The sequence below is a fragment of the Streptomyces luteoverticillatus genome (genome assembly GCF_003970715.1).
Taxonomy (GTDB): Bacteria; Actinomycetota; Actinomycetes; order Streptomycetales; family Streptomycetaceae; genus Streptomyces; species Streptomyces abikoensis.
Map to the genome: position 1 here is coordinate 68,894 of NZ_CP034587.1, position 21,131 is coordinate 90,024.

The window sequence follows — 21,131 nt, forward strand, 5'->3', positions numbered from 1 at the left end:
GGGTGGTTGACTACGTCGCATGGATTTCGCACATGCTCTCGCGCGGCGGGAGGAGCTTTCAGAGTCCGAGCCCGGCCCTTTGCCGGTGCCTTCGGGCGCGCCTCCTCTCGACCCCGAACTGGGCGCTGCCCTCGAGGCTTTGGGGCACGTGGTGAGGGAGCCGATCACCCCTGAGAACCTCGCGGCCCGGCAGGAGCGGGACGCCGCGGTCCGGCCGAGGCCGACAGTCCGGGATCTCCGGGACGACGGCCGCTTCGAGGTCGAGGAGCTGCGGGTGCCGGGAGCGTCGGGTGGGCCGGACGTCACGCTCGTGAGCGCGCGGCCCGCCGGGATCGACAGGGCGCGGCCGCTGCCGCTGCTGTACTACATGCACGGCGGCGGAATGATCAGCGGTAACGCGTGGTCCGTGCTTCCCCGGCTGCTTCGCGAATGGGCTTGCGCCCTGGAGTTGGTTGTCGTCTCTGTCGAGTACCGGCTGGCGCCGCAGGCACGGTATCCCGGACCGGTGGAGGATTGTTACGCCGGATTCGTCTGGGTGGCCGCGCACGCGGCCGAGCTGGGCATCGACGCGGGCCGTATCGTCATCGGAGGGAAGAGTGCCGGTGGTGGGCTCGCCGCGGCGCTCGCCCTGCTCGTCCGTGACCGGGGCGGGCCCGCGCCGATCGGGCAACTGCTTCTGTGCCCGATGCTCGACGACCGCAACGACACCTTCTCCAGTCACCAGATGGCAGGCGTCGACGTCTGGGACCGGACCTCCAACGCGACCGCGTGGCAGGCGCTGCTGGGTGACCGGTACGGTGCCGCCGACCTGTCGCCCTACGCGGCTCCCGCTCGGGCCACGGATCTGTCCGACCTACCCCCTGCCTATGTCGAGGTCGGGTCGGCCGAGACCTTCAGGGACGAGGGTGTGGCCTACGCCAACGCGATCTGGCAGGCCGGTGGCCAGGCCGAACTGCACGTATGGCCCGGAGCGTTCCACGGCTTCGACACCTTCGCACCGCAGGCGGCTCTCAGCCAGGACGCTCGCGATGCCCGGTTCCGCTGGCTCCGGCGCGTTCTCACGCAGTCCACGCAATCCACGCCGTCCACACAGTCCGGTGCGAGCAGCGGGCCTGGCAGCGTATGAGTGCCGGCCCATCGGGCTCGCGTCAGCTCACCGCCCGCTTCACGAGCGCGCTGATCCGCGCCTCCACTTCGGCCGTCACCTCGGTCAGGGCGAACCCGGCCGCCCACATCGGCCCGTCGTCCAGCTTCGCCTGGTCGCTGAAACCGAGCGTCGCGTAGCGTGCCTTGAACTTCTCCGCGCTCCGGAAGAAGCAGACGACCTTGCCGTGACGCACCGGGAGGGCGGCAGGGCACGCCCTGCCGCCCTCCCGGTGGACCACTACTGGCCGACGGTTGCCGGTTCCTCGGCCGGTTCGGCGCTTCCCGCAGGCCCCGCGGCTCCCGGCGTGCCCGGAGCGGGGTGCGTCGGCGTGGGGCGGACCAGGGCCAGGACGAGGAGGCCGCCCACGGCCGCTGCCGCCGCCGCGCAGAGGAAGACGTCCTGCATGCCGTCGGCGAACACCCGGTGGATCAGTTCCCGCGCCTCCGCCTGGCTGCCGTGCGGCGCGGCGGCGACGAGGCGCTGCGCCTGGCCGCCGGCCAGGGCGGACGCGGCTTCGTGCGCGTCCGGGACCAGGCCCGAGAGCCGCTTCTGGGCGGTGTGGGTGAACACGGCGCCCAGGACCGCGATGGCCAAGGTCATGCCGAGCTGCCGGAAGGTGTTGACCGCGCCCGCCGCCATGCCCATCCGCTGGGGCGGCACGCTGCCGGTGGCGGCGGAGACCAGGACGGGGGTGGCCAGGCCGACGCCCGCGCCGCTCACGGCGAGCCCGATGGCGAGGGAGGACGCGGTGGCGTCGGCGGACATGGCGTCGTACAGCAGGTACATGCCCGCGGCGATCAGGAGCAGGCCGATGCCGATCGGCAGCCGTGGCGCGAGCCGCTGGATGTGGCGGCCGGCGATCGCCGCGACGAGGAAGGAGACCACGGCCATGGGGGTCAGGGCCAGGCCGCCCTCGACGGGGCCGAGCCCGAGGACGGACTGCAGCCACAGCGAGACGAGCACCAGGCAGCCGAAGGCGCCGCCCTGGAGCAGCAGCGCACCTCCCATGAGCCCGGCGAAGGACGGGCGGCGCAGCAGCGCGAGGTCGAGCATGGGCTGGCCGCCACGGCGTCCCAGGCGGGTCTCCACGAGGACGAACGCGATGAGGGAGGCCGCCGCCACGGCGAACGAGATGATCACCGTCGGTGAGGTCCAGCCCGTCTCGGCGCTCCGGATCAGCCCGTAGGTCACGGCCGCCGCGGCGAGGGTGAAGGCGACGGCGCCCGGGATGTCGACACGGCCGGTCCGGGCCTGGGGCCGCGCGGTCCGGTCGGCGCGTACGACGCGCAGGGTCAGCAGGATGGCGACGGCGGCGATGGGCAGGTTGACGAGGAAGATCGCCTGCCATCCGATGTGCTCGGTGAGCAGTCCGCCCAGGATGGGGCCCGTCGCCGCGGCGGCGCCGTTGACGGCTCCCCAGATGCCGAACGCCGTGCCGCGGTCGCGGCCCTGGTACGTGGCGCCGAGCAGGGCCGCGGACGTGGCGAACATCGCGGCGCCGCCCGCGCCCTGCACCGCCCGCGCGGCCACCAGCACACCGGCGTTCGGGGCGAGGCCGCAGGCCAGGGAGGCCAGGGCGAAGAGTGCGAGCCCGGACACGTAGAGCTTGCGGTGCCCGAAGAGGTCGGCGATCGAGCCGGCGGCGAGGAGCAGCGCGGCCAGCGACAGCGCGTAGGCGTCGACGACCCATTGGAGGGAGGAGAAGGGGGCGTCCAGGGCCTCCGCCATCTGTGGCAGCGCCACATTGACGATGGTGACGTCCACCAGAAGGATGAAGGCGCCCAGGGATACCGCCACCAGGGGCCACCACTTGCGCATCGATGGAACTCCGTTCGATTCGGCCGCGTACTGGTGCGACGCGGTCGTGTCCGCTCAGGATGGGTGCGAGGCGCCCGAGCGCCCCAGCCAGAAGGCGGTCTCGCGCGAAATCCGACACAGCGTAAGCTCATGTGGTGAATCTCGACATCGAGCGCGGTGCCCTTCCGGCACTCGACGCGCAGGATCAGATGCTCGCCCACGCGCTCCAGGTCGACGGGCGTGCGTCGTTCCGCCGGATCGCCGAGGTGCTCGGGGTGTCCGACCAGACCGTCGCCCGCCGCTACACCCGGCTGCGGTCGGCCGGAGTCCTGCGCGTCCTCGGGCTGACCGATCCGCTGCGGCTCGGCGAGGTGCCCTGGTTCGTACGGATCCGCTGCGCGCCGAGCGCCGCCGCCCAGATCGGTGAGGCGCTGGTGCGGCGCAGGGACACCACCTGGGTCCATCTCGCGGGAGGCGGCACGGAGATCTTCTGCCTCGTGCGGGCGCGGGGGCCGCACGGGGACACGCTGCTGGAGAGGCTCCCGGGTACGCCCCGGGTCGTGGACGTCTCCGCGCACTGCCTTCTGCACGTCTTCTTCGGCCAGGACCGGAGCCTGATCACCAAGACGGGACCGTTGACGAGCGCGCAGGTCACCGCCCTGAAGGCGCAGGACGGACAGGACGCGCCCCCGGAGACCACACTCGACGGCCCGGCCCCGGCCTACCCCCTGGAGGAAGCGGACTGCCGGCTGCTGGACGCGCTGGCGCGGGATGGCCGTGCGAGTATCGGCGAGCTCGCCGTGGCGACCGGCTGGTCGCAGACCACGGTCCGCCGCCGGCTGGCGGAGCTGCGGTCGGCCGGGGTGCTCTACTTCGACGTCGAGTACGCCCCTCGGGTCATGGACCGGGACTTCCGCGCCTCGCTGTGGCTGAGCGTGGAGCCGTCCCACCTCGACGCGGTGGGAGAGGCGCTCGCCTCCCACCCGGAAGTGGCCTTCGCGGCCGCCACGACGGGCCCGACGAACGTCTTCGCCAGCATCACCACGCACGATGCCGGGTCCTTCTACCGCTACCTCACCGGCCCCGTCGCCGCTCTGCCCGGCATCCTGGGCACCAGCACGGCCCCCATCCACCGCACCATCAAGACAGCGGGGCCGTTCGTGCCGAGCGCGCCATGAGGTAGGGCGGGCGCTGTCCGTACGCATCGTCACCCGAACGGCCGCTGCATCACGGTAGGTGGCGGGTGTGTCGCATTAGGCTGTTGAGCGGCGGTTCTTCTCGGGATCAGTCGGCCCATCCGGAGCTCTGCGATGACGAATCGATTCGCCGGAACCCGGGCGGGCCGCGCCCGGCGCGGCCTCGTCGTGTTGGTGTCTTCGGTCGCCGTACTTGGGGCGGCCGCCTGGCCGGCGATGCGTTTCTTCGACATCCCGCCGTTCACGGACAAGGGCGAGCCAGTCAGCTACGGCCGGGTCGGCCGCGCGGTGAGCGGCAAGCCGGCGGACACCCGGACGCTGCTGCCCACCGGGCCCGAGGCCGCCTTCACGAACGCCGAGACCCTGGGCGACGGGTCGAAGATCGGCGTCGTGACCCTGGAAGGCGGGAAGTCCGGCTTCACGGGCAAGGTGTGGGTGTGGGCGCCCAAGGAGTACACGGACGACCCGAAGTACGCGAAGAGCGGCTTCCCCGTGCTGATCGCGCTTCCGGGCGGTTCGGGATACGGCAGCAATTACTGGATGGGCCGTCCCGGCGGGTTCTCGCTCCAGGAGAGCGTCTCCGAATGGTTCCACGCGGGTTCGTGCAAGCCGTTCCTGCTGGCCATGCCCGTGCTCAACCCGGGTCCAGGCGACAAGGGGATCTACTGGGACGGCAGTGACATCCCCGGTCAGCCGAAGATGGGTACGTGGCTGACCGAGGACGTCCCGGACCTGATGCGCGCCAACTTCCGTACGCTCAAGTCGCGCGACGGCTGGGCGTTCATGGGCTCCTCGACCGGCGGATTCGCCGGCCTGAAGGCCGTGCTGAAGCACCCGGACAAGTTCAAGGCCGTCATCGCCAACGGCCCCGACGTCGTGCCCGACTCGCCGCTGTGGAACGGCCACGAGAAGGAGAAGGCCGAGAACAACCCCGAGGTCCTGGCCAAGCGCCTGATCGACACCAAGGGACCGGACGTCTACCTCTCCTTCCAGGTCGGCACGAAGGAGAACGCCGCCACCATAAGGAGCGTCAAGGACTTCATGCGTTCCTATGGCAAGGGCCCTGTTCACACCCAGCTTTGGGAAATACCCGGCGGCATGCACAACGGCGCCACCTACGGCGCGAACATGGCCGCTCCCATGAAGTGGATCAGCGACCATCTGGAAGGTCCGCCGCCGTCCCCCTGACATGCGATTCACTCGCGGCGGCCGGCGGCCTTCGCCTGTGCGTAGGACCGGCTCGCGAGCATCACACCGGCGGTGACCAGGGCGGCGTGCGCGAGCAGGACCGGGACGAAGCCGCCGGGCAGCCACCCGAGCAGGCCCCGGTCGTCGGGGTGGATGACGAGCCGGACGAGGCCTTGCGCGAAGACCACCGTCACCGCCGCGCCGATGATCTGCAACACGTCGTACTTCACGCGTTTCCCTCCTCTTGTGCGTGCGGAATACGTTACAAACGTATCAGCCGAGAAACGCGTAAAGCGCCAAAATGCCTGCGTCCTTTTGTATTTCGTCACACTCTTTTCGGCGTTACGATGAAAAGCATGCGTGACGAAAAGGAACAGGCCGTGTGCCCGATATGCGGCACGCGCCTCGTGCTCGCGAAGCGCGGGCGCCCCGCCGTCTACTGCTCGCGAAGCTGCCAGGCCCGTGCGTACCGGCGGCGCAAGCAGCACCTCCCCTCCCCCGGCGCCCCGCCCGCGCCGGTGCCGGCACCGGCGCGGGCGTCCGGCACCCGGGAGCGTCAGCGGCGCCGGATCGCCGAGGCGCTGTGGCACATCGCGGCCGAGCACGGCCTGCACGCCGCCAGCATGCGCCGGATCGCGGACGGGGCCGGGGTCTCGCTGCGCGTGGTCCAGTACCACTTCGACAGCAAGCACGCCCTCCTTGTCGACGCGCTGCGCCTGCTGCACGAGGAGAACGAACGTCTTGCCAGAGCCCGCGTCCCCGCGGACACGACGGATCCGCGCGCGCTGTTGCGAGCTGTACTGCTCGAGTTCCTGCCGCTGGATGAGCAACGCGCCCACGCGCTGAAGGTGTTCGCGGCGTACTACGCGCGCAGCCTGACCGATCCCGCCCTCGCCGCGGTCTTCCTCACCGCCGACCAGCCGCTGGAACGATTCGTCGCCGACATCGTCGAGACGGGCCGGGCGGCCGGGATGACGGCGCAGGGCCTCGACCCGCAGCACGAAGCGGACCTGCTCGTCTCCGGCGTCACCGGCCTGGGCCTCGACGTCGTCCACGAGCGCCGTTCACTGGCGGATGTACGGGCGGTGCTCGACTACCACATCACGCGCGTCTTCCCTCCGAGATCCGTCGCGCCCGCGTGAGACGCCTCCCCGTGTGAGACGCCTCCCCGCGTGAGGTGCCCCCTCGCTCCCCGGCATGCGCCCCCCGCGTGCTCCCGTGCTCCCTTCTCACTCATACGAGCGGGGGCGCACCGGGGCGTGGCCCATGGTTGACTTTCAGCCAACTGCCCGCCAGATGCTGCTGGATACGACCGGCCGGGGAGGGGCTTGCGATGACAGCGGAGACAGGTGACGCCGGGCGTACCGAGAACGCGATGTCGGGTGGCCGGGTGCGCGGTTCGGTGATCCAGGCGAGGAACATCGGGAGGATCTCCTTCGCCGGTCAGCCGAAGGACGACTCCCGGGAGCGGCTGGAGGCCGCCAAGGCCAGGCTGGCGGAAGAGGTCCGGCGGCAGTGGGAGGGTGAGGTGGCCGCCCAGGGGCTGCGGCGCCCGGAGCCCATCCGTCTGCAGTGGGCGAACACGCGCCGGGCGGTGGCTGTACGCACGGCCACCGCGCCCCCGACGCCCGCCGGGCAGGCGGGCCCCACCCGCGCGACGACGAGTTCCGTCCCCTCAGACGCGCTGGGGCGCTGCGGCGATCTGGACGGCCTGGTGCAGGCGTTCCGTACGCTCCCCCAGGGGCATTTGGTGATGCTGGGAGAGCGGGGATCCGGCAAGACCGTCTGGGTGATGCTCCTGACGCTGGGGCTGCTCGGCTCGTACGAGCCGGGTGATCCGGTTCCGGTGCTGCTCACCGCGTCCTCGTGGGAGTCGGGGAACACCTGGGTCCCGGGGGTGGAGCATCTGCGGACCTGGCTGGCCCGCCGGCTGGTCGAGGAGTATCCGTTCCTGGCCGACAAGGAGGCCTACGGTGCCGGTGTCGCGCAGCGGCTGGTAACCGGAGGGCATGTCTTCCTGCTTCTGGACGGCCTGGACGAGATGTCCGAGGCCCTTCACGCGCCCGCCCTCGGCGAACTGGACGACAGCGGGCAGGAGCTGCTGGTCGTCACCTGCCGTGTCGCCGAGTACGAGCGGGCGGTCGAGCGGTCGGGGCGGGTGCTGAGCCGGGCGGTGGTGAAGGAGATGCTGCCGATCGGCGTACGCCAGGCCGAGGGCTTCCTGATCGCCGACAGACCGTGGGAGGACACCCGCTGGCAGTCCCTGCTCGCGGAGCTCCGCGACCGCCCGGACTTCCCGGACCTCCCTCTGTCGCGGGCCCTGACCAGTCCTCTCATGGTGGCGCTCGCCCGGGTGATCTACGCGCCGCCGGCGAAGGACCCGCGCGAGCTGCTGAGCCTCCCCGACCTGGCGAGCGTCGAGCGGCACCTGCTCACGGCCTTCCTCCCGGCCGTCTACCGGCCGCGTCCGGCGCCGCCCGGGGGCTCGGGCAGGGTTCCGGCGAGCTACGGGCTTCCGGAGGCGCGCGGCTGGCTGGGGTTCATCGCCCGCCACATGGCGCGGAACGGCACTCACGACCTGGAGTGGTGGCAGGTGGCGGGTGCCGTCCCGGGGTGGGTGGCGGGGCTGGTCTTCGGGGTCGTGTCGGGGCTGATGTTCGGCTTCATCGGAGCGGCGGCGGGCGGGCCGGTGATCGGGCTGGTCTTCGGCGTCTCCTTCGGCTCGGCCGGTTTCGTCGTCCAGGCCGTGCCGTCCCGGCGGCCGGCACCGGCCCGGGTGGAGATCCGGCTCCGGGGCACGGTCAGGGTGTTCGCCCTGAGATTCACGTTCGGGTGTGTGACGGGCATGGCGCTGGGGTTCGGGTTCGAGCTGCCGAGCTGGGCCCAGCTCGTGCTCGGCGCGCCGTTCGGGCTGGCCGTCGCCCTCCACGCGTGGTTACGGGCCCCGTCGGACGCGACGAAGGTGGCGAGCCCCGGGCTGGCTCTCGAACAGGACCGGGTGTCCACGCTCGTTCTGGGAGTCTCCTTCGCGCTCCCGTTCGGGCTCACGTTCGGGACGGTGTTCGCCTTCACGGATCCCCGGGTCTCCGCCTGGCCGACTCTGGGGCCGGTCGGAGAGCTGACGTTCAACACGGTCTTCGGCCTCGCCGGCGCGCTCGCCGGGTGGACCGTGGGCCATCTGTCGTACGGGAGGGTGGGCCGCTTCGCCTACAGCGCGGTGGGGGCGGTCGTCAGCGGCGTCGTCTTCCCGCCCGCCGACGACCCGGGGTTCGCCTTCGGCACGGGGATCGCCTTCGGGGTGGCGTGCGGTCTGGTGGTGATGCTCGGCCGTCCGTGGGGGGCCTTCGTGTTCGCCCACGCCCTGCTGGCCCTGACCGGGCGTCTGCCCTGGCGGCTGATGCGCTTCCTTCAGGACGCGCACCGGCGAGGCGTGCTGCGCCAGGCCGGCGCGGTGTTCCAGTTCCGGCACGCACGGGTGCGGGACCGCCTCACCTCCCACCGCGACGACGACCTGTAGCGCGCCGGTTCCGCTGATGGGCCCGGCGGGCTCGGTGGGCTGTGGCCTGGGCTACGGGCTACGGGCGGGAGAAGATCATGTGCGTGACTCCGCCGGGGGTGGTGACGGACTCGGTCCGGAAGCGCTCCTCGAGTCCTTCGCAGCCGTCCCACAGTCGCACGCCACGGCCCAGGACGATCGGGACGATGGCGACGTGCAGGTGGTCGATCAGGTCGGCGGCCAGGAACTCGCGGACCGTGCTCGGTCCGCCGCCGATCCGCACGTCCAGGCCCCCCGCGGCCTCGCGCGCCCGGCGCAGGGCCTCGTGCGGCGAGGCGTCGATGAAGTGGAAGGTCGTGCCCCCTTCCATCTCCAGGCTGGGGCGGGGGTGGTGGGTCAGGACGAACACCGGCGTGCGGAACGGCGGCTCGGCGCCCCACCATCCGGTCCACTCGTGGTCCTCCCACGGGCCGCGCTGCGGACCGAACTTGTTGCGGCCCATGATCTCGGCCCCGATGCCGGGGCCCCAGGCCCGCGCGATGGCGTCGTCGACCCCGGTCTCACCACCGGACTCTCCGTGCACGTCGCGGAAGGCGCGCGTCCGGAGGAACCAGTCGAGGAGCCGGGTACCGGCGTGACCGAAGGGCGCGTCGAGGCTCTGCCCTTCGCCGGTGGCGTAGCCGTCGAGGGAGACGGAGAGGTTGTGGACCCTCACACGGGACATGGCGTGGTTTCCAGACTCTCGAAAGGGTGAACGAGGCGGCTCAGTCCAGCGGTTGAGCGTACGTGATGAACTCCCGTTCCGTCACGAAACCCGTCCGCCGGTAGAGCCCCAGCGCTCCCGTGGGGTTGGCGGCGTCGACGACCAGTTCCGCCCGGTCGTAACCCTGGCGTGCGGCCTGGGCCAGCGTGTACGCCAGCAGGGCGCGTGCCGCGCCCCGGCCCCGGTGGGCCGGCCGGGTGCCCAGGTGGCCGATCGCGCAGGCGCGAAGCCCGGTGGCCGCTCCGTCGGCGACGTACTCGTCGGCGAGGAGGTAGGCGGCCACGCGGTCGTCGGCGTCGAGCAGGAGGGCGGAGAGCCCGGAGCGGAAGGAACGGTCGCCCGTGAACCAGGTCTCCCAGTCGGTGCGGTCCGTCTCGGTGAAGCTCCAGTGGTCGCGGAAGGCGTCGTTGTGCGCGTCCCGGGTGGCCTCGTCCAGGGCCTGGTGGAAGGGCACCAGGCGCAGCCCGTCGGGTGTGCCCGGCGTGGGCAGGTCACGCGCGCGCAGCTCGTGTCCCATGCTGAACCAGTAGCGGCAGGGCTTGAACCCGGTGCGCTCAGCCAGGGCGGCGAGCCCCTCGTTCGTGGCCACCCCGTCGATCAGCAGCTCTCCCGGCACGCCGGCGCCCTGGTGGTACTCGGCCCAGATGTCCCGGGCCCGGGTGCGCATCCAGCCGGTGAGGTGCTCGCCGATGCCTCGGCGGCGGCGGGCGGGGTGGACGGCGGCCGCGGTGCCGAAGCGGGCGATGTCCCGTACGTTCTCGGGCTCGTACACCATCGCGTACGCCACCAGCCGCCCGTCCTGCCAGACGCCTGTGGTGTTGCGGGCCAGGTTCAGCTTGGGGTCGGTGAGCTCATGCAGGACGTCCGCCTCGTCCTCGTGCGTGCCGGTCATGTCGACCTGCTCGATCTCTCGCCGCAGCCGCGTGAGGTCACGGGCGTCGGCGGCGCCGAGCGGCTTGAGGGTGACATTCATAGGGGAAAACGTATATAGGGATAAAGCGCGCGTCGAAGGGTTTTCACGTGGCGTGGCGGTTTTCCGGACTCGGCCAGCTCTGAATCTCATAGGGGTCGCCGTAGGTCTTCCAGCGCAGCGGCGGTTGGAGAGTGAAGTTCCGCTCGTTGAGGAAGACGCGCTGCTCGGTGTCGACGCGGCTGGTGTCGCCGTGGACCGTGGCGCGTTTGATGGCGGCCTTGCGGGCGTCGAGGAAGGCGTTGAGGTAGGCCGTCTCGTCCCCGCCCAGGGCCGGCGGCTTCGCCTTGGCCATGGCGTTCTTGCGGATGGAGCCGAAGCCGTTGCGGTCGTCACCACCGCCGTGCATGACGGTGGCGTCGAAGTAGATGAACTGGCCGAGTGTGCGCAGTCCGTCCGCCTTGGCCCGGCGCACCGAGGGGTCGAAGTAGATGTGGTCGCGTTCCTCCTCCTGTGCGGCCTGGAACGCCTTGTCGGTGGCGGCCGTCTTCCATGCCTTGACGAACGGGTCGCCGAGCCCGGCGTGGGAGGAGGTGCCGTTGACCTTGCGCAGGGCGGGGAGGAACGCGGCGAGCGGGTTGGCGGGCTTGTTCCGGGTGTAGAGGGTGACGACCTCGAGCATGTCCCCGGTGCCCGAGCAGAAGCCGATGATGCCGCCGGTGTAGCCCTGTCCGTCGCCGATGTCCTCGATGTACTGGTACTGGCTCCTCCAGTCCAGGGTGGAGTTCTCGGCGCTGGCGACCAGTTCCATCGCCACTTCCTTGGCGGGCGGGCAGTCGAGGCCGGGTTCGGGAGTCCGTGCGGCGCCCACGGTGAGGGCGACCGCCAGGCCGGCGCAGGCGATCCGAAGATTTCTTCGAGCGATCCGAGGGGGTCTTCGGGCTGGCCGGTCACGCATGGGCTTCTCCCGGGGCGGGGCTCAAGGGCCGGAGGGGGCTGTGGTGGTCCTTGGATAACCGTGGGGCGGCAGTGGCCACAAGCGTCCGGGCCGGGCCCCGGACTTTCCGACCCGCTTGGCTGAACGCCCGGCGCCCGGCGCGGACGGGGTGGGGATGCGGGGGTGGGATGCGGATGCGTGCTATCCCCGCGCGGGCACGGGGTACCCGTTACTCATCGGCCATCGCCATTGGTGAGTCATAGGTGAGCCATAGGTGAGTCATGTGTGAGGAGGCAGGGTGAGTGACACGTCCGGCGCGCCGCTGTCGGGGTGCGCCGCGCTGGTGACCGGCGCGTCGAGCGGGATCGGGGCGGCCATCGCTCTCGCCCTGGCCCGGGAGGGCGCGGGAGTCGCCCTCGTGGCCCGGCGCGCCGAGCGGCTGGAGCGGGTGGCCGCCGCGATTCGCCGCGAGGGAGGCACGTGCGCCGTGCTCCCCGCCGACCTGAGCGAGGGTGCGCGGGCACGCGGTGTCGTCGAGGACGGGGTGCGGCACCTGGGCCGGCTGGATGTGGTCGTCAACAGCGCCGGTTACGTGGCCCGGGGCGCGGTCGAGGCGGGCGATCCGGAGGAGTGGCAGCGGATGGTGGACCTCAACTTCACCGCCGTCCTGAACGTCTCGCGGGCGGCCCTGCCCCACCTGGTGGGCGCGGCCATGGACGGGCGGCGCGGGGTCGCCGATCTCGTCACCATCAGCTCGGTGGCCGGCCGTATCGTCCGCAAGAACAACAGCGTCTACTCGGCGACCAAACACGCGGTCGGTGTCTTCAGCGAGGCGCTGCGCCAGGAGTTGACCGGCCGGGCCGTCAGGGTGGGCCTGGTGGAGCCCGGCCTGACCACCACGGAGATGACGGCCGGGGACGGCTGGGAACCGGTCGCGCCCGGCATGCCCCGGGAGGCGTGGCTGCGGGCCGACGACATCGCCCGGGCCGTCGTCTTCATGGTGACCCAGCCGCCGCACGCCGCCGTCAACGAGATCATGGTGCGGCCCACGGCGCAGGAGCCCTGACCGCCGGGGCCGTCCCGGAAAGCGCCGTCGAGGGGCGCGCCCGGAAGGGCGCGCCCCTCGACGGCGTTCTTGCTTCAGTGAGCCCCGGCGGAAAACCAGTGCGCCGGACCCCGCATTGGTTGTACTCTTTAAATGATTGGACTTATTAAACTAACCTGACCCGGGAGGTCGGTGTGACCTCGGAGTTGCCCTCCAGCCGCCGTTGGCTCGTCCTCGGCATCTGCTGCTCGGCCCTGTTGCTGGTCAGCCTGGACAACACGATCCTCAATGTGGCCCTGCCCTCCCTGCGGAAGGATCTGGGTGCCTCGGTCTCGGGGCTCCAGTGGACCATCGACGCCTACGTCGTCGTCCTGGCCTCGCTGTTCATGCTCGCGGGCTCGACGGCCGACCGGTTCGGCCGGCGGCGCGTCTTCGTCACCGGTCTGGCGCTGTTCACCGCCGGATCGGCACTGTGCAGTCTCGCGCCCGGCCTCGGCTGGCTGATCGCCTTCCGGGCCGTTCAGGCCGTCGGCGGCTCCATGCTCAACCCCGTCGCGATGTCGATCATCACCAACGCCTTCACCCGCCCCGCGGAACGGGCCCGGGCCATCGGGGTCTGGGGCGGGGTCGTGGGCATCAGCATGGCGGCCGGGCCCATCATCGGCGGCACCCTGGTGGAGTCGGTCGGCTGGCGCTCGATCTTCTGGATCAACGTGCCCGTCGGGCTGGCGGCGCTGGTGATGACCCTGCGCTACGTACCGGAGTCCCGGGCCCCGCGGCCGCGCCGCTTCGACCCGGCCGGGCAGCTGCTGATGATCGTGCTGCTCGCCTCGCTGACCTACGGGATCATCGAGGGCCGTGCGGCGGGCTGGGGCTCCCCGGAGATCGTCGGGTGCTTCACCCTCTCCGTAGCCGCCCTCGCCGCGCTGATCGTCCATGAGAACCGGCGCTTCGAGCCCCTCATCGAACCCCGCCTCTTCCGCAGCGCGCCGCTGGCGGGAGCCACCGCCACGGCGGTCTGCGCCTTCGCGGCGCTGTCCGGCTTCCTGTTCCTCAACATGCTGCACCTCCAGGAACGGCGCGGTCTGTCCGCTCTGGACGCGGGTGTGCACATGCTGCCCATGGCCGCCATGTGCCTGGTCTTCGCGCCGCTGTCCGGACGGCTGGTGGGGGCGCGCGGACCCCGGCTGCCGCTCGTCCTGGCCGGGGTGACGCTCACCGCCAGCGGCGTGCTCTTCGCGGCGTTCGAGGCGGAGTCGTCGGACCCGCTGCTGTTCACCGCCTATGTGCTCTTCGGGATCGGGTTCGGGCTGGTGAACGCGCCCATCACCAACACCGCGGTCTCCGGCCTCCCGCACTCGCGGGCCGGGGTGGCCGCCGCGCTGGCGTCCACCAGCCGGCAGGTCGGCACGTCGCTCGGTGTCGCGGTCATCGGCGCCACGGCCGCCGCCGGTACCGGGGTCACCGGCTGGTGGATCGTCACGGGGTGCGGACTGGCCGTCCTCACCCTCGGTACGATCACCACCGGCCGCTGGGCCGCTCGGACCGCCGAGCGCGCCGCGACCGGCCTCGACCGCAACAGCCCCGACCGGACCAGGACCTCGGTGACGACCCCATGAGCACGCAGGACGAGACAGCACGACGGGCCTGGGACAACCTCCGGGAGATCGTCCTCGGCGGCAACGAGCGCCGCAAGGAGGTCGTCGAGGCGCTCGGCATGAGCTTCATCCGCATCAAGGCGCTGCGCCGGATCGCCAAACGCCCCATGACGCTGCGGGAGCTGGCGGAGGAGCTGCTGACGGACCGGCCGTACACGACGCTCGTCGTGGACGACCTGGCACGGCAGGGGCTGGTCGAGCGCTCGGAGAACCCCTCGGACCGGCGCTCCAAGATCGTCTCCCTGACGCCGGAAGGGCGCGCCGCCGCGGAACGGGCCGACGCCATCATCGGCAAGCCGCCCGCGGCCCTGCTGGCCCTGCCGGACGAGGACCTGGCGGCGCTGGAACGGATCGCCGGGCGGGTGGCGAAGCTGACGGCCGATCAGCGGCGCTGATCGCCCGACGGGGGGGCTTTGCGCATGGCGCCATCCTGGCGCCATAATGACGTCATGGACTTGACGCCCTATGTCGACGATCTTCATCGCCAGCTCGCGGTCGCCGCGGAAGCGGGTGGTGAGGAAACCCGGGCCCTGGCCGAGCGGCTCACCGCGCCTCTCGAGTCCGCGGCCCGGCTCACGCTGCTGAACGCGCTCTCCGCCGCCATGGACGAGGTCACCCGTGACCTCGCGCCCGGTTCGGTCGACGTACGGCTGCGCGGGCTCGACCCCGAGTTCGTCGTGACACCGCCGCCCGTTCCGGAGGCCTTCGAGGACGGCCTCGCGCGCGGCGGCGACATGGGCGGCGGCCATGGCCCCGCCCCGCTGCCCCCGGCGCCCGCCGCGGCCACGATGTCCGCCGAGGGCGACGAAGGCGGCACCGCCCGTATCAACTTCCGCCTTCCCGCGCCCCTCAAGGCCCGGGTCGAGGACGCCGCCGGCCGGGAGGGCCTGTCGGTCAACGCCTGGCTGGTACGGGCCGTCGCCGCGGCCCTCGAGCCGGCCGGCGGCCATGCCCGCCCCGCCGGGCGGACGCGCCACGGGAACTCGCAGGGCTTCACCGGCTGGGTGCGCTGACCACGCCGCGCCCCGGTCGTTCCCCGTTCTTCCCTCATCCACCACAGCCATGAGGACGGCACAGCCATGCCTGTTTTCGACACTCCCGAACCGATCGCCGTGACCGTCGAGTTCGAGGTCGGCACCACTCGGGTCAGCGCGAGCGAGCGGACGGACACCGTCGTGGAGATCCGGCCGGCCAACAGTGCCAGCGACACCGACGTACGCGCCGCGCAGCAGACCGACGTGACCTACGCCAACGGTAAGCTCTCGGTCAAAGGTCCCCGGAAGCGCTCGCCCTTCGGCCGGCCCGGCTCGCTGGAGGTGAGCATCGAGCTTCCCTCGGGCTCACAGCTGCAGGCCGCCTCTCCCCTGGGCGACTTCCTCTGCGAGGGGCCGCTCGGCGACTGCCGGCTGAAGACCTCGGCGGGCGACATCCGCGTCGAGGAGGCGGCCACCGTCGTCCTCAAGACCTCCCACGGGGACATCCACCTCGGCCGTGCCACGGGGGACGCCGAGATCATCGGGGCCGGGCGCGTCGAGGCCGGCCGGCTCGGCGGCGCCGCGACGGTGAAGAACGTCAACGGCGGGACGACGATCGACGAGGCCGTCGGCCATGTGAAGGCCCACGCCTCCAACGGACGCATCAGCATCGGCGTCGCGCACACGTCGGTCGACGCGCGCTCGGCCAACGGCGCCATCCGGATCGACGAGGTGGTCAGCGGCCGGGTCACCCTGGCGACCTCCGCCGGGGACCTGGAGGTCGGCGTCCGCGAGTCCACCGCCGCCTGGCTCGACGTCAAGACCAACCTCGGCGCGGTGCGCAACGACCTCACCCCCTCCGACAGTCCCGAAGGGGCCGCGGAGACGGTCGAGGTCCGCGCCCGCACCGCCATGGGCGACATCACCATCCGCCGCCCCTGACCACCCGTCGGCCCTTCGCACTCAGACTCGTACGGCGATCTCGACCTCGAGCCGGCCGTCGTGCGTGACATGGGCGGAGAGGGCGGTGAGGTCCTCGACGATCACATCCGCTTCGAGCTCTTCCGCCGTGTGCGTGGTGGTCAGGGCGATGGTCGTCATGCCTGCCGCGCGCCCCGCGGCCAGCCCGGCCGGCGCGTCCTCGACGACGGCGCAGCGGGACGGGTCGACGCCCAGGCGCGCGGCTGCCAGGAGGAAGGGTTCCGGGTGGGGCTTGTGGCGGGTGGTGTCGTCGGAGGTGACGAGCACCTCGGGCAGCATGCCCAGGTGCCCGAGCCGGGCCCGGGCCACGCGGCGGGCGCCGGAGGTCACCACGGCCCAGCGGTGCGCGGGCAGCGAGGCCGTGAGCTCGGGCGCTCCGGGGACCGCGGTGACGTTGCCGGCTCGGGCGTGGGCCACCTCGGCGTCCTCCAGGCGCCGGACCGCCTCGGCCACCTGGTCGGCGGGCAGCAGGTCCGCGATGATCGCCTTGGCAGGACGCCCGTGCACCGGGACCCGTGCCATCACCTCCTCAAGGTTCATGCCGTGGGACTCCGCCCATTGCCTCCATACACTGCGGGCCACCGAGCGCGTGGAGACGACCGTGTCATCGCTGTCGAATAAAAGGGCGTCAATCGGAAATCGCATGATCCGGAGCGTACCGGTGCCGTTCCGGCGCGCAGGACGCGTCAGTCAGGGGCCGGTGAAGAGGATTCAGCTGCCGGACGGGCCGAATTCCTTTTCCCATTGGGTGAAGTCGTTCCTCGTGTCGTCGGCGTTCGTCGCGCGTGGGCGGGGGCCGTCGCCGGGGACGGACGGGAAGGCGGGCGGTACCCAGCGTTCCGCCGCGCAGTCCCGCAGGGCCTCCTCGACCGCCGGGGGCAGGACGGGCCGGCGTCCGATGTCGCAGACGAGGCGCCAGGCGCCCTTGTCCTTCGGGCTGCGGAGGCCGTGCGGCGCGTCGGGGTGGAGGCGGACGTGGATGCCGTACGTGCCGGTCTCCGCGTTTCTGCCGCGGGATCTGCGGACGGTGACTTCCGCGACGTGGGTCCAGTCGAAGCGGACTTCTCGCTTCGGGGGTGTGAGGCAGGAGATCCGGTGGGGTGATATCCGCAGGTCGGCGACGCGGCGGGGCAGGAGCCAGGACAGTCCGGAGAGGATGCCGCCGATGCCGAGGAACAGGGCTGCGGGGGCGCAGAGCCGGGCGGGCTCGCTCGCGCCGTTGCGCAGCGCGACGCTCAGGGTGAACAGGGCCGCCGGTGGCAGAGCCGCCTTGATGGGGGCGAGGGTGCCCCTGCGGACGTTGAGCCGGAAGGCCCAGCCGCCGTCGGATGTGGCGGTGATGCCGTCCTCCGCCAGGAGCCGCTCGTCGTACAGGGAGGTGGAACGGTTCCGGAGGCCGGTGGAGGTGCTGATCGCGAGCCGCTCCTGGAGCCAGGCGTTCCGGAACTGGTAGGTTCCCGCGACCTGGCGCAGGACGCCCTGGCGGTGGGCGTCCTGGAGGAAGCGCATCAGCGCCCAGGGGGCCTGGCCGGTCAGTGCCAGGGTGGTCCGGGCGAGCGCCCAGCGACTCCACGGGCTGATCAGGATCAGCATTCCGGCCGCGCCGAGCCATGTCACCAGCCCGGCCGCGTAGGCCATGGACATGTCGTCCGGCCCGTAGTGGAGCACGCCGGACGCGACGCCGAACAGCGGGCCGATGACGAACAGGGCCCGGGTGACGGCTGCGTGTTCGGCCCGCAGCAGGGCGCGTGGGGTGGTCGCGTTCTCGTCGGCGTCGGAGGGCGCGGTGAAGAGCACGGCGACGGCGAACGCCGCCGCGACGCAGCCGGCGCCCAGCCAGTACAGGCCCGGTGTGGCGGTGTGGAGCACCGGTGCTTCGAAGCCGGCCGCGATGGGGACGGCGAGCAGGGCGGCGGACAGGGCCCGGAGCCGTGTCGTGTGCCGCCAGGCGGAACGCGCCGCCGCCACGGGCCGCCGCAGGCTCACCGTCCGTCTCGGCTCGCCGAAGCGGTGATCGGTGTACCAGGTCCGTACGAGCATTTGTGTCGCCATGCCGGTCACCACGCCCGCGAACAGCGCCGTCGAGAGCTGCATCGACGTCAGGGCCCCCCATGGCCCCGTGCCGCCGCCCGACGCCTCGCGGACGCGCCGTCCGAGGCCGGTGGCCAGGGCGGACAGCACCACCCCGAGGAGCACGAGGGCGGGGAAGGCGGCGAGGCGGGCGGCGGGGGTGCGGTGCAGGCGCCACCAGGCGAGTTCGGTGGTCTCCTGGGCCTGCAAGTGGCGGGCGAGGGCGCCGAGATAGCGTCGCGCGTGGGAGGGGGACCATCGGCGCGGCGGGTCCAGGCGGTCGTCGGAGGGGATCTCCCCCGTGAACACCGACGGGACGAACTGGTCCAGCAGGTGGTCCTCCACGGACCGCCGGGAGGGGAAGCGGACCCGGTCGGTCAGTTCGACGGGCTCCGACCAGGGGCGTGCGTAGACCGTCCGGGCCAGGGACAGCATGAGGGGCGTCGACAGCGCCCCGGCCAGTGGCCCGTCGGGCCGCTCGCGCACCTCCGCGAACACCGGCTCCCAGCGCGGGGACGCGTTGGGGGCGGCGCTGTTGAGGTAGGCGACGGCGGCGGTGGCCGTGACGGGGCGCGCCTCGATGACGGCCGTGTGCCCGAGCACGGTCTCCGGGGAGAGGGCGTCGAACTCGGCGGTGCGGGAGGTGATGATCAGGGGTCTGTCGTACAGGGCGCGGTTCAGTGCCTTCACGGCCGCCGAGCGGCGGGCGCCGGGCATCTCGTCGAGGCCGTCGAGCACGGGCAGCAGCACGGACCCGCTGGTGCTCCACAGCTCGCGGGCGGGGTGCCGGCCGCCGATCCGGGGCAGTCCGGGGTGGTCCTCGGCCAGCCGGCGGGTGAACCACGCGCCGAACTCCTCGCGGTCCGGGTCCCAGGAGGTCAGCGAGAGGAGGACCGGCACGGGGAGGCTCTCGGTGCTCGCGTCGCCGACTCGTCCCGCCAGCCGCCGTCTCAGCAGCTCCATGGTGAGCAGGACGGCGAGCGTGGTCTTGCCGGAACCCGCGGCTCCGAGGAGGGCGAGACGGCGCTTCGGCAGCGCGAGGAACCCGGTGAGCAGGTCCGTGAGTTGGTCGGCCCGGCCTCGTACGTCCCCGCCGGTGTGCGCGGCGTGGTCGGCCCGGCGCCTTCGGGGAGCCCAGCGGACCGCCATCGCCGCCCGGTCCCCGCCCACGTCCCAGGCCTTGGCCTCCTCCCGCCACTGCCGGTAGACGGCCTCGGCGAGGGCGTGCGCCGACTTCTCCGACGGTGTGGCGGACGGCGGCGCGTGGACGTGGATCTCGCCGAAGTTGTCGCGGAACTGGATGACGATGTCGGCGGTGCCCTGGAAGATGTTGTTCACGTCGCCGCCCGGCTGGCCGTCGGCCATGGCTGCCACCTCGAGTCAATGCGGTGCCCGGCGTTGGCCTGAGGGGAGGGGGCCGGGCGAATGCGGTCACTCTACAACTCTCCTGTTCGGACGAAGGGTTGAATAGGTCAACAGCTCGATAGGGCGGAATGGCCTGTTCAGGGTCGTCCTGTCGTCGTGGCCATGGCGTACAGCCGCCGCCAGTCCAGGCGGGGCTTGGCCCGGGGCACGCCCGGGCGTCGGCGCGGCACGCGTACGCGCAGCGCGCCGGGTTCGATCGCGCAGCGTACGGGGGCCGGGAGGGCGAGGGCCTCCCCGTCGACGCCGACGCTCACTTCGGGCGTGTCGGCCTCGATGACCGCCTCGTGGGTGGTGAGGAGCGTGAGGCCCGGCGAGTCGGGGGCGAGGAGCAGGTCGGCGGCCTGCGCGGCGGTGTCGACCTTGACGCCCAGCAGGCCCAGGACTCCGCCGTCGAGCCGGTCGCGCCGTCCGAGGCCCGCGCTGTCGCCGACGCGGTAGGGGTTGTTGCTCACGAGCACGGCCTGCGGGGCGTCGATCGTGTCGCCCCCGGCGTGGACGCGCAGGTGTGGGCCGGTGTGCCGGGACAGGGCGTCCGGCAGCAGCCGGAGAATGGTACGGATCTTGTCGTCGCGGTAGGCGCGGCTGCGGACGATGGTCGCGTAGGCGCCGAACGAGGCGTTGTTGACGAAGGCGCGGTCGCCGACGCGGCCGAGGTCCACGCGCAGTTCGACGCCGTCGGTGAGGGCGTTCAGGCACGCGACGGGGTCGTCGCGGTCGAGGCCGAGGTCGAGGGCGAAGTGGTTGCGGGTTCCGGCCGGGAGGACCATGAACGGCAGGCCGTGCGCCGCCGCGACATCGGCCACGAGTGCCTGGGTGCCGTCGCCGCCGGCCACGCCGAGGAGGTCCGCGCCGTCGGCGGCGGCCCGGCGGGCGAGAGCGGCGACGTCCTGGCCGCCGTCCGGGTCGAGCAGCACGACTCGTGCGCCCAGGGCCTCCGCTTTCTCCCGCAGCCCGAACTCCTCGACCTTTCCGCCGCCCGATCGCGGGTTCATGATGAGGTACGGGCGCGAAGGCGGTGCGGCGGGGTGTTCCCGGGCCGTGGTCGAGGGACTGCCGGCGCCCAGCGCGGTCCAGCCGGCGGAGGCCGCGCCGGCCCACAGCACGAGGCACAACAGGACGAGCCACAGCAGTCCGGCGGCGGTGTAGAGGACGATCGCGGCGACGGGGGCGGCGACGGCCAGCCCGGCGGCCAGGATCCTTACCGGGCCGCGCCGGGCGGCGGTCCACCACAGGCCCATGACGAAGGCGAGGAGCGCGGCGGCCCCGACGCCGAGCAGCAGGAGGCTTCTCGGTCCCGCGATGACGAGCAGCAGGATGCCCGTGCCGGCGGCCGCGATCGCCAGGCGCGCGAAGCGGCGCCGCCTGATGGTCTCGTGGGGGTCCGGAGCACCGTCCATCGTCTCTCCCGTCCACGTCGGTGTCGGTACCACTGTCGGTGTCGTCCAGGGTGTGGGGCCCTGTCGCCATTGGACGACGTCGGCCCTCGCCACGCCAACCACCACGGGGAGCGGGAGCCCGCCGACGGGGGCGTACGGGAGCGGAAT

General features: G+C 72.2%; 18 protein-coding genes and 1 pseudogene. 10 read left to right on the forward strand and 9 right to left on the reverse strand.

What is annotated here, in order from left to right; genetic code table 11:
• Positions 1 to 19: 19 nt before the first annotated feature.
• Positions 20 to 1,126: an alpha/beta hydrolase gene (locus EKH77_RS00335; protein WP_126912437.1), complete on the forward strand. Its 1,107-nt coding sequence runs from the start codon at positions 20 to 22 to the stop codon at positions 1,124 to 1,126.
• A 22-nt stretch (positions 1,127 to 1,148) separates the two neighbouring features.
• Here EKH77_RS00335 and EKH77_RS00340 read toward each other — a convergent pair.
• Positions 1,149 to 1,334: pseudogene (locus EKH77_RS00340) on the reverse strand (hypothetical protein); the annotation flags it as partial.
• Positions 1,335 to 1,384: 50 nt separating this feature from the next.
• The gene (locus EKH77_RS00345) at positions 1,385 to 2,965 is read right to left on the reverse strand and encodes an MFS transporter (RefSeq protein ID WP_126912438.1); all 1,581 of its coding nucleotides are present in this window, start codon (positions 2,963 to 2,965) and stop codon (positions 1,385 to 1,387) included.
• 134 nt (positions 2,966 to 3,099) lie between these two features.
• On the opposite strand from EKH77_RS00345, the gene EKH77_RS00350 reads away from it, so the two are divergent.
• A complete protein-coding gene (locus EKH77_RS00350) occupies positions 3,100 to 4,122 on the forward strand; it encodes an Lrp/AsnC family transcriptional regulator (protein ID WP_276319212.1) in 1,023 nt (340 codons plus the stop codon).
• A gap of 132 nt (positions 4,123 to 4,254) precedes the next feature.
• The gene (locus tag EKH77_RS00355) at positions 4,255 to 5,328 is read left to right on the forward strand and encodes an alpha/beta hydrolase (protein WP_126912439.1); all 1,074 of its coding nucleotides are present in this window, start codon (positions 4,255 to 4,257) and stop codon (positions 5,326 to 5,328) included.
• A gap of 8 nt (positions 5,329 to 5,336) precedes the next feature.
• Here the strand turns inward: EKH77_RS00355 and EKH77_RS00360 are convergent, their stop codons facing one another.
• Positions 5,337 to 5,558, reverse strand: a complete 222-nt coding sequence (locus tag EKH77_RS00360) for a hypothetical protein (protein ID WP_126912440.1) — start codon at positions 5,556 to 5,558, stop codon at positions 5,337 to 5,339.
• A 126-nt stretch (positions 5,559 to 5,684) separates the two neighbouring features.
• On the opposite strand from EKH77_RS00360, the gene EKH77_RS00365 reads away from it, so the two are divergent.
• Entirely contained in the window at positions 5,685 to 6,470 is a 786-nt protein-coding gene (locus EKH77_RS00365; RefSeq protein ID WP_126912441.1) for a TetR/AcrR family transcriptional regulator, read from the forward strand.
• A 191-nt stretch (positions 6,471 to 6,661) separates the two neighbouring features.
• A complete protein-coding gene (locus EKH77_RS00370) occupies positions 6,662 to 8,845 on the forward strand; it encodes an AfsR family transcriptional regulator (RefSeq protein ID WP_126912442.1) in 2,184 nt (727 codons plus the stop codon).
• A gap of 58 nt (positions 8,846 to 8,903) precedes the next feature.
• On the opposite strand, the gene EKH77_RS00375 is transcribed toward EKH77_RS00370, so the two are convergent.
• The 3 genes from EKH77_RS00375 to EKH77_RS00385 are packed head-to-tail and all read right to left on the reverse strand — an operon-like array spanning position 8,904 to position 11,455.
• Positions 8,904 to 9,548: a dihydrofolate reductase family protein gene (locus EKH77_RS00375; RefSeq protein ID WP_126912443.1), complete on the reverse strand. Its 645-nt coding sequence runs from the start codon at positions 9,546 to 9,548 to the stop codon at positions 8,904 to 8,906.
• A gap of 40 nt (positions 9,549 to 9,588) precedes the next feature.
• Positions 9,589 to 10,560 carry a GNAT family N-acetyltransferase gene (locus EKH77_RS00380; RefSeq protein ID WP_126912444.1) on the reverse strand — a complete coding sequence of 324 codons (972 nt, stop codon included), beginning with the start codon at positions 10,558 to 10,560 and terminating at the stop codon, positions 9,589 to 9,591.
• A 43-nt stretch (positions 10,561 to 10,603) separates the two neighbouring features.
• Positions 10,604 to 11,455 (reverse strand): chitosanase, encoded by an 852-nt coding sequence (locus tag EKH77_RS00385; protein WP_126912445.1) that lies wholly within the window; start codon positions 11,453 to 11,455, stop codon positions 10,604 to 10,606.
• A gap of 277 nt (positions 11,456 to 11,732) precedes the next feature.
• Here EKH77_RS00385 and EKH77_RS00390 point away from each other — a divergent pair, with 277 nt between their 5' ends.
• From EKH77_RS00390 to EKH77_RS00410, 5 genes are all read left to right on the forward strand, one after another.
• Positions 11,733 to 12,500, forward strand: coding sequence for an SDR family NAD(P)-dependent oxidoreductase (locus tag EKH77_RS00390; RefSeq protein WP_126912446.1), 768 nt, complete (start codon positions 11,733 to 11,735; stop codon positions 12,498 to 12,500).
• Positions 12,501 to 12,673: 173 nt separating this feature from the next.
• A complete protein-coding gene (locus EKH77_RS00395) occupies positions 12,674 to 14,098 on the forward strand; it encodes a DHA2 family efflux MFS transporter permease subunit (protein ID WP_206279783.1) in 1,425 nt (474 codons plus the stop codon).
• Entirely contained in the window at positions 14,095 to 14,532 is a 438-nt protein-coding gene (locus EKH77_RS00400; protein WP_126912447.1) for a MarR family winged helix-turn-helix transcriptional regulator, read from the forward strand. Before EKH77_RS00395 ends, EKH77_RS00400 begins: the two co-directional genes overlap by 4 nt.
• Positions 14,533 to 14,586: 54 nt before the next feature.
• Positions 14,587 to 15,150 (forward strand): hypothetical protein, encoded by a 564-nt coding sequence (locus EKH77_RS00405; protein WP_126912448.1) that lies wholly within the window; start codon positions 14,587 to 14,589, stop codon positions 15,148 to 15,150.
• Between the two features lie 66 nt (positions 15,151 to 15,216).
• Complete coding sequence (locus EKH77_RS00410; protein WP_126912449.1) at positions 15,217 to 16,053, forward strand: DUF4097 family beta strand repeat-containing protein; 837 nt, start codon at positions 15,217 to 15,219, stop codon at positions 16,051 to 16,053.
• A gap of 21 nt (positions 16,054 to 16,074) precedes the next feature.
• Here the strand turns inward: EKH77_RS00410 and EKH77_RS00415 are convergent, their stop codons facing one another.
• The 3 genes from EKH77_RS00415 to EKH77_RS00425 form a co-directional block, all read right to left on the reverse strand.
• Positions 16,075 to 16,737 (reverse strand): HAD-IA family hydrolase, encoded by a 663-nt coding sequence (locus EKH77_RS00415; protein WP_126912450.1) that lies wholly within the window; start codon positions 16,735 to 16,737, stop codon positions 16,075 to 16,077.
• A 66-nt stretch (positions 16,738 to 16,803) separates the two neighbouring features.
• Entirely contained in the window at positions 16,804 to 19,527 is a 2,724-nt protein-coding gene (locus EKH77_RS00420) for an NACHT domain-containing protein (RefSeq protein WP_126912451.1), read from the reverse strand.
• Between the two features lie 137 nt (positions 19,528 to 19,664).
• On the reverse strand, positions 19,665 to 20,984 hold the full coding sequence (locus tag EKH77_RS00425) for a diacylglycerol/lipid kinase family protein (protein ID WP_126912452.1): 1,320 nt from the start codon (positions 20,982 to 20,984) through the stop codon (positions 19,665 to 19,667).
• Positions 20,985 to 21,131 lie beyond the last annotated feature (147 nt).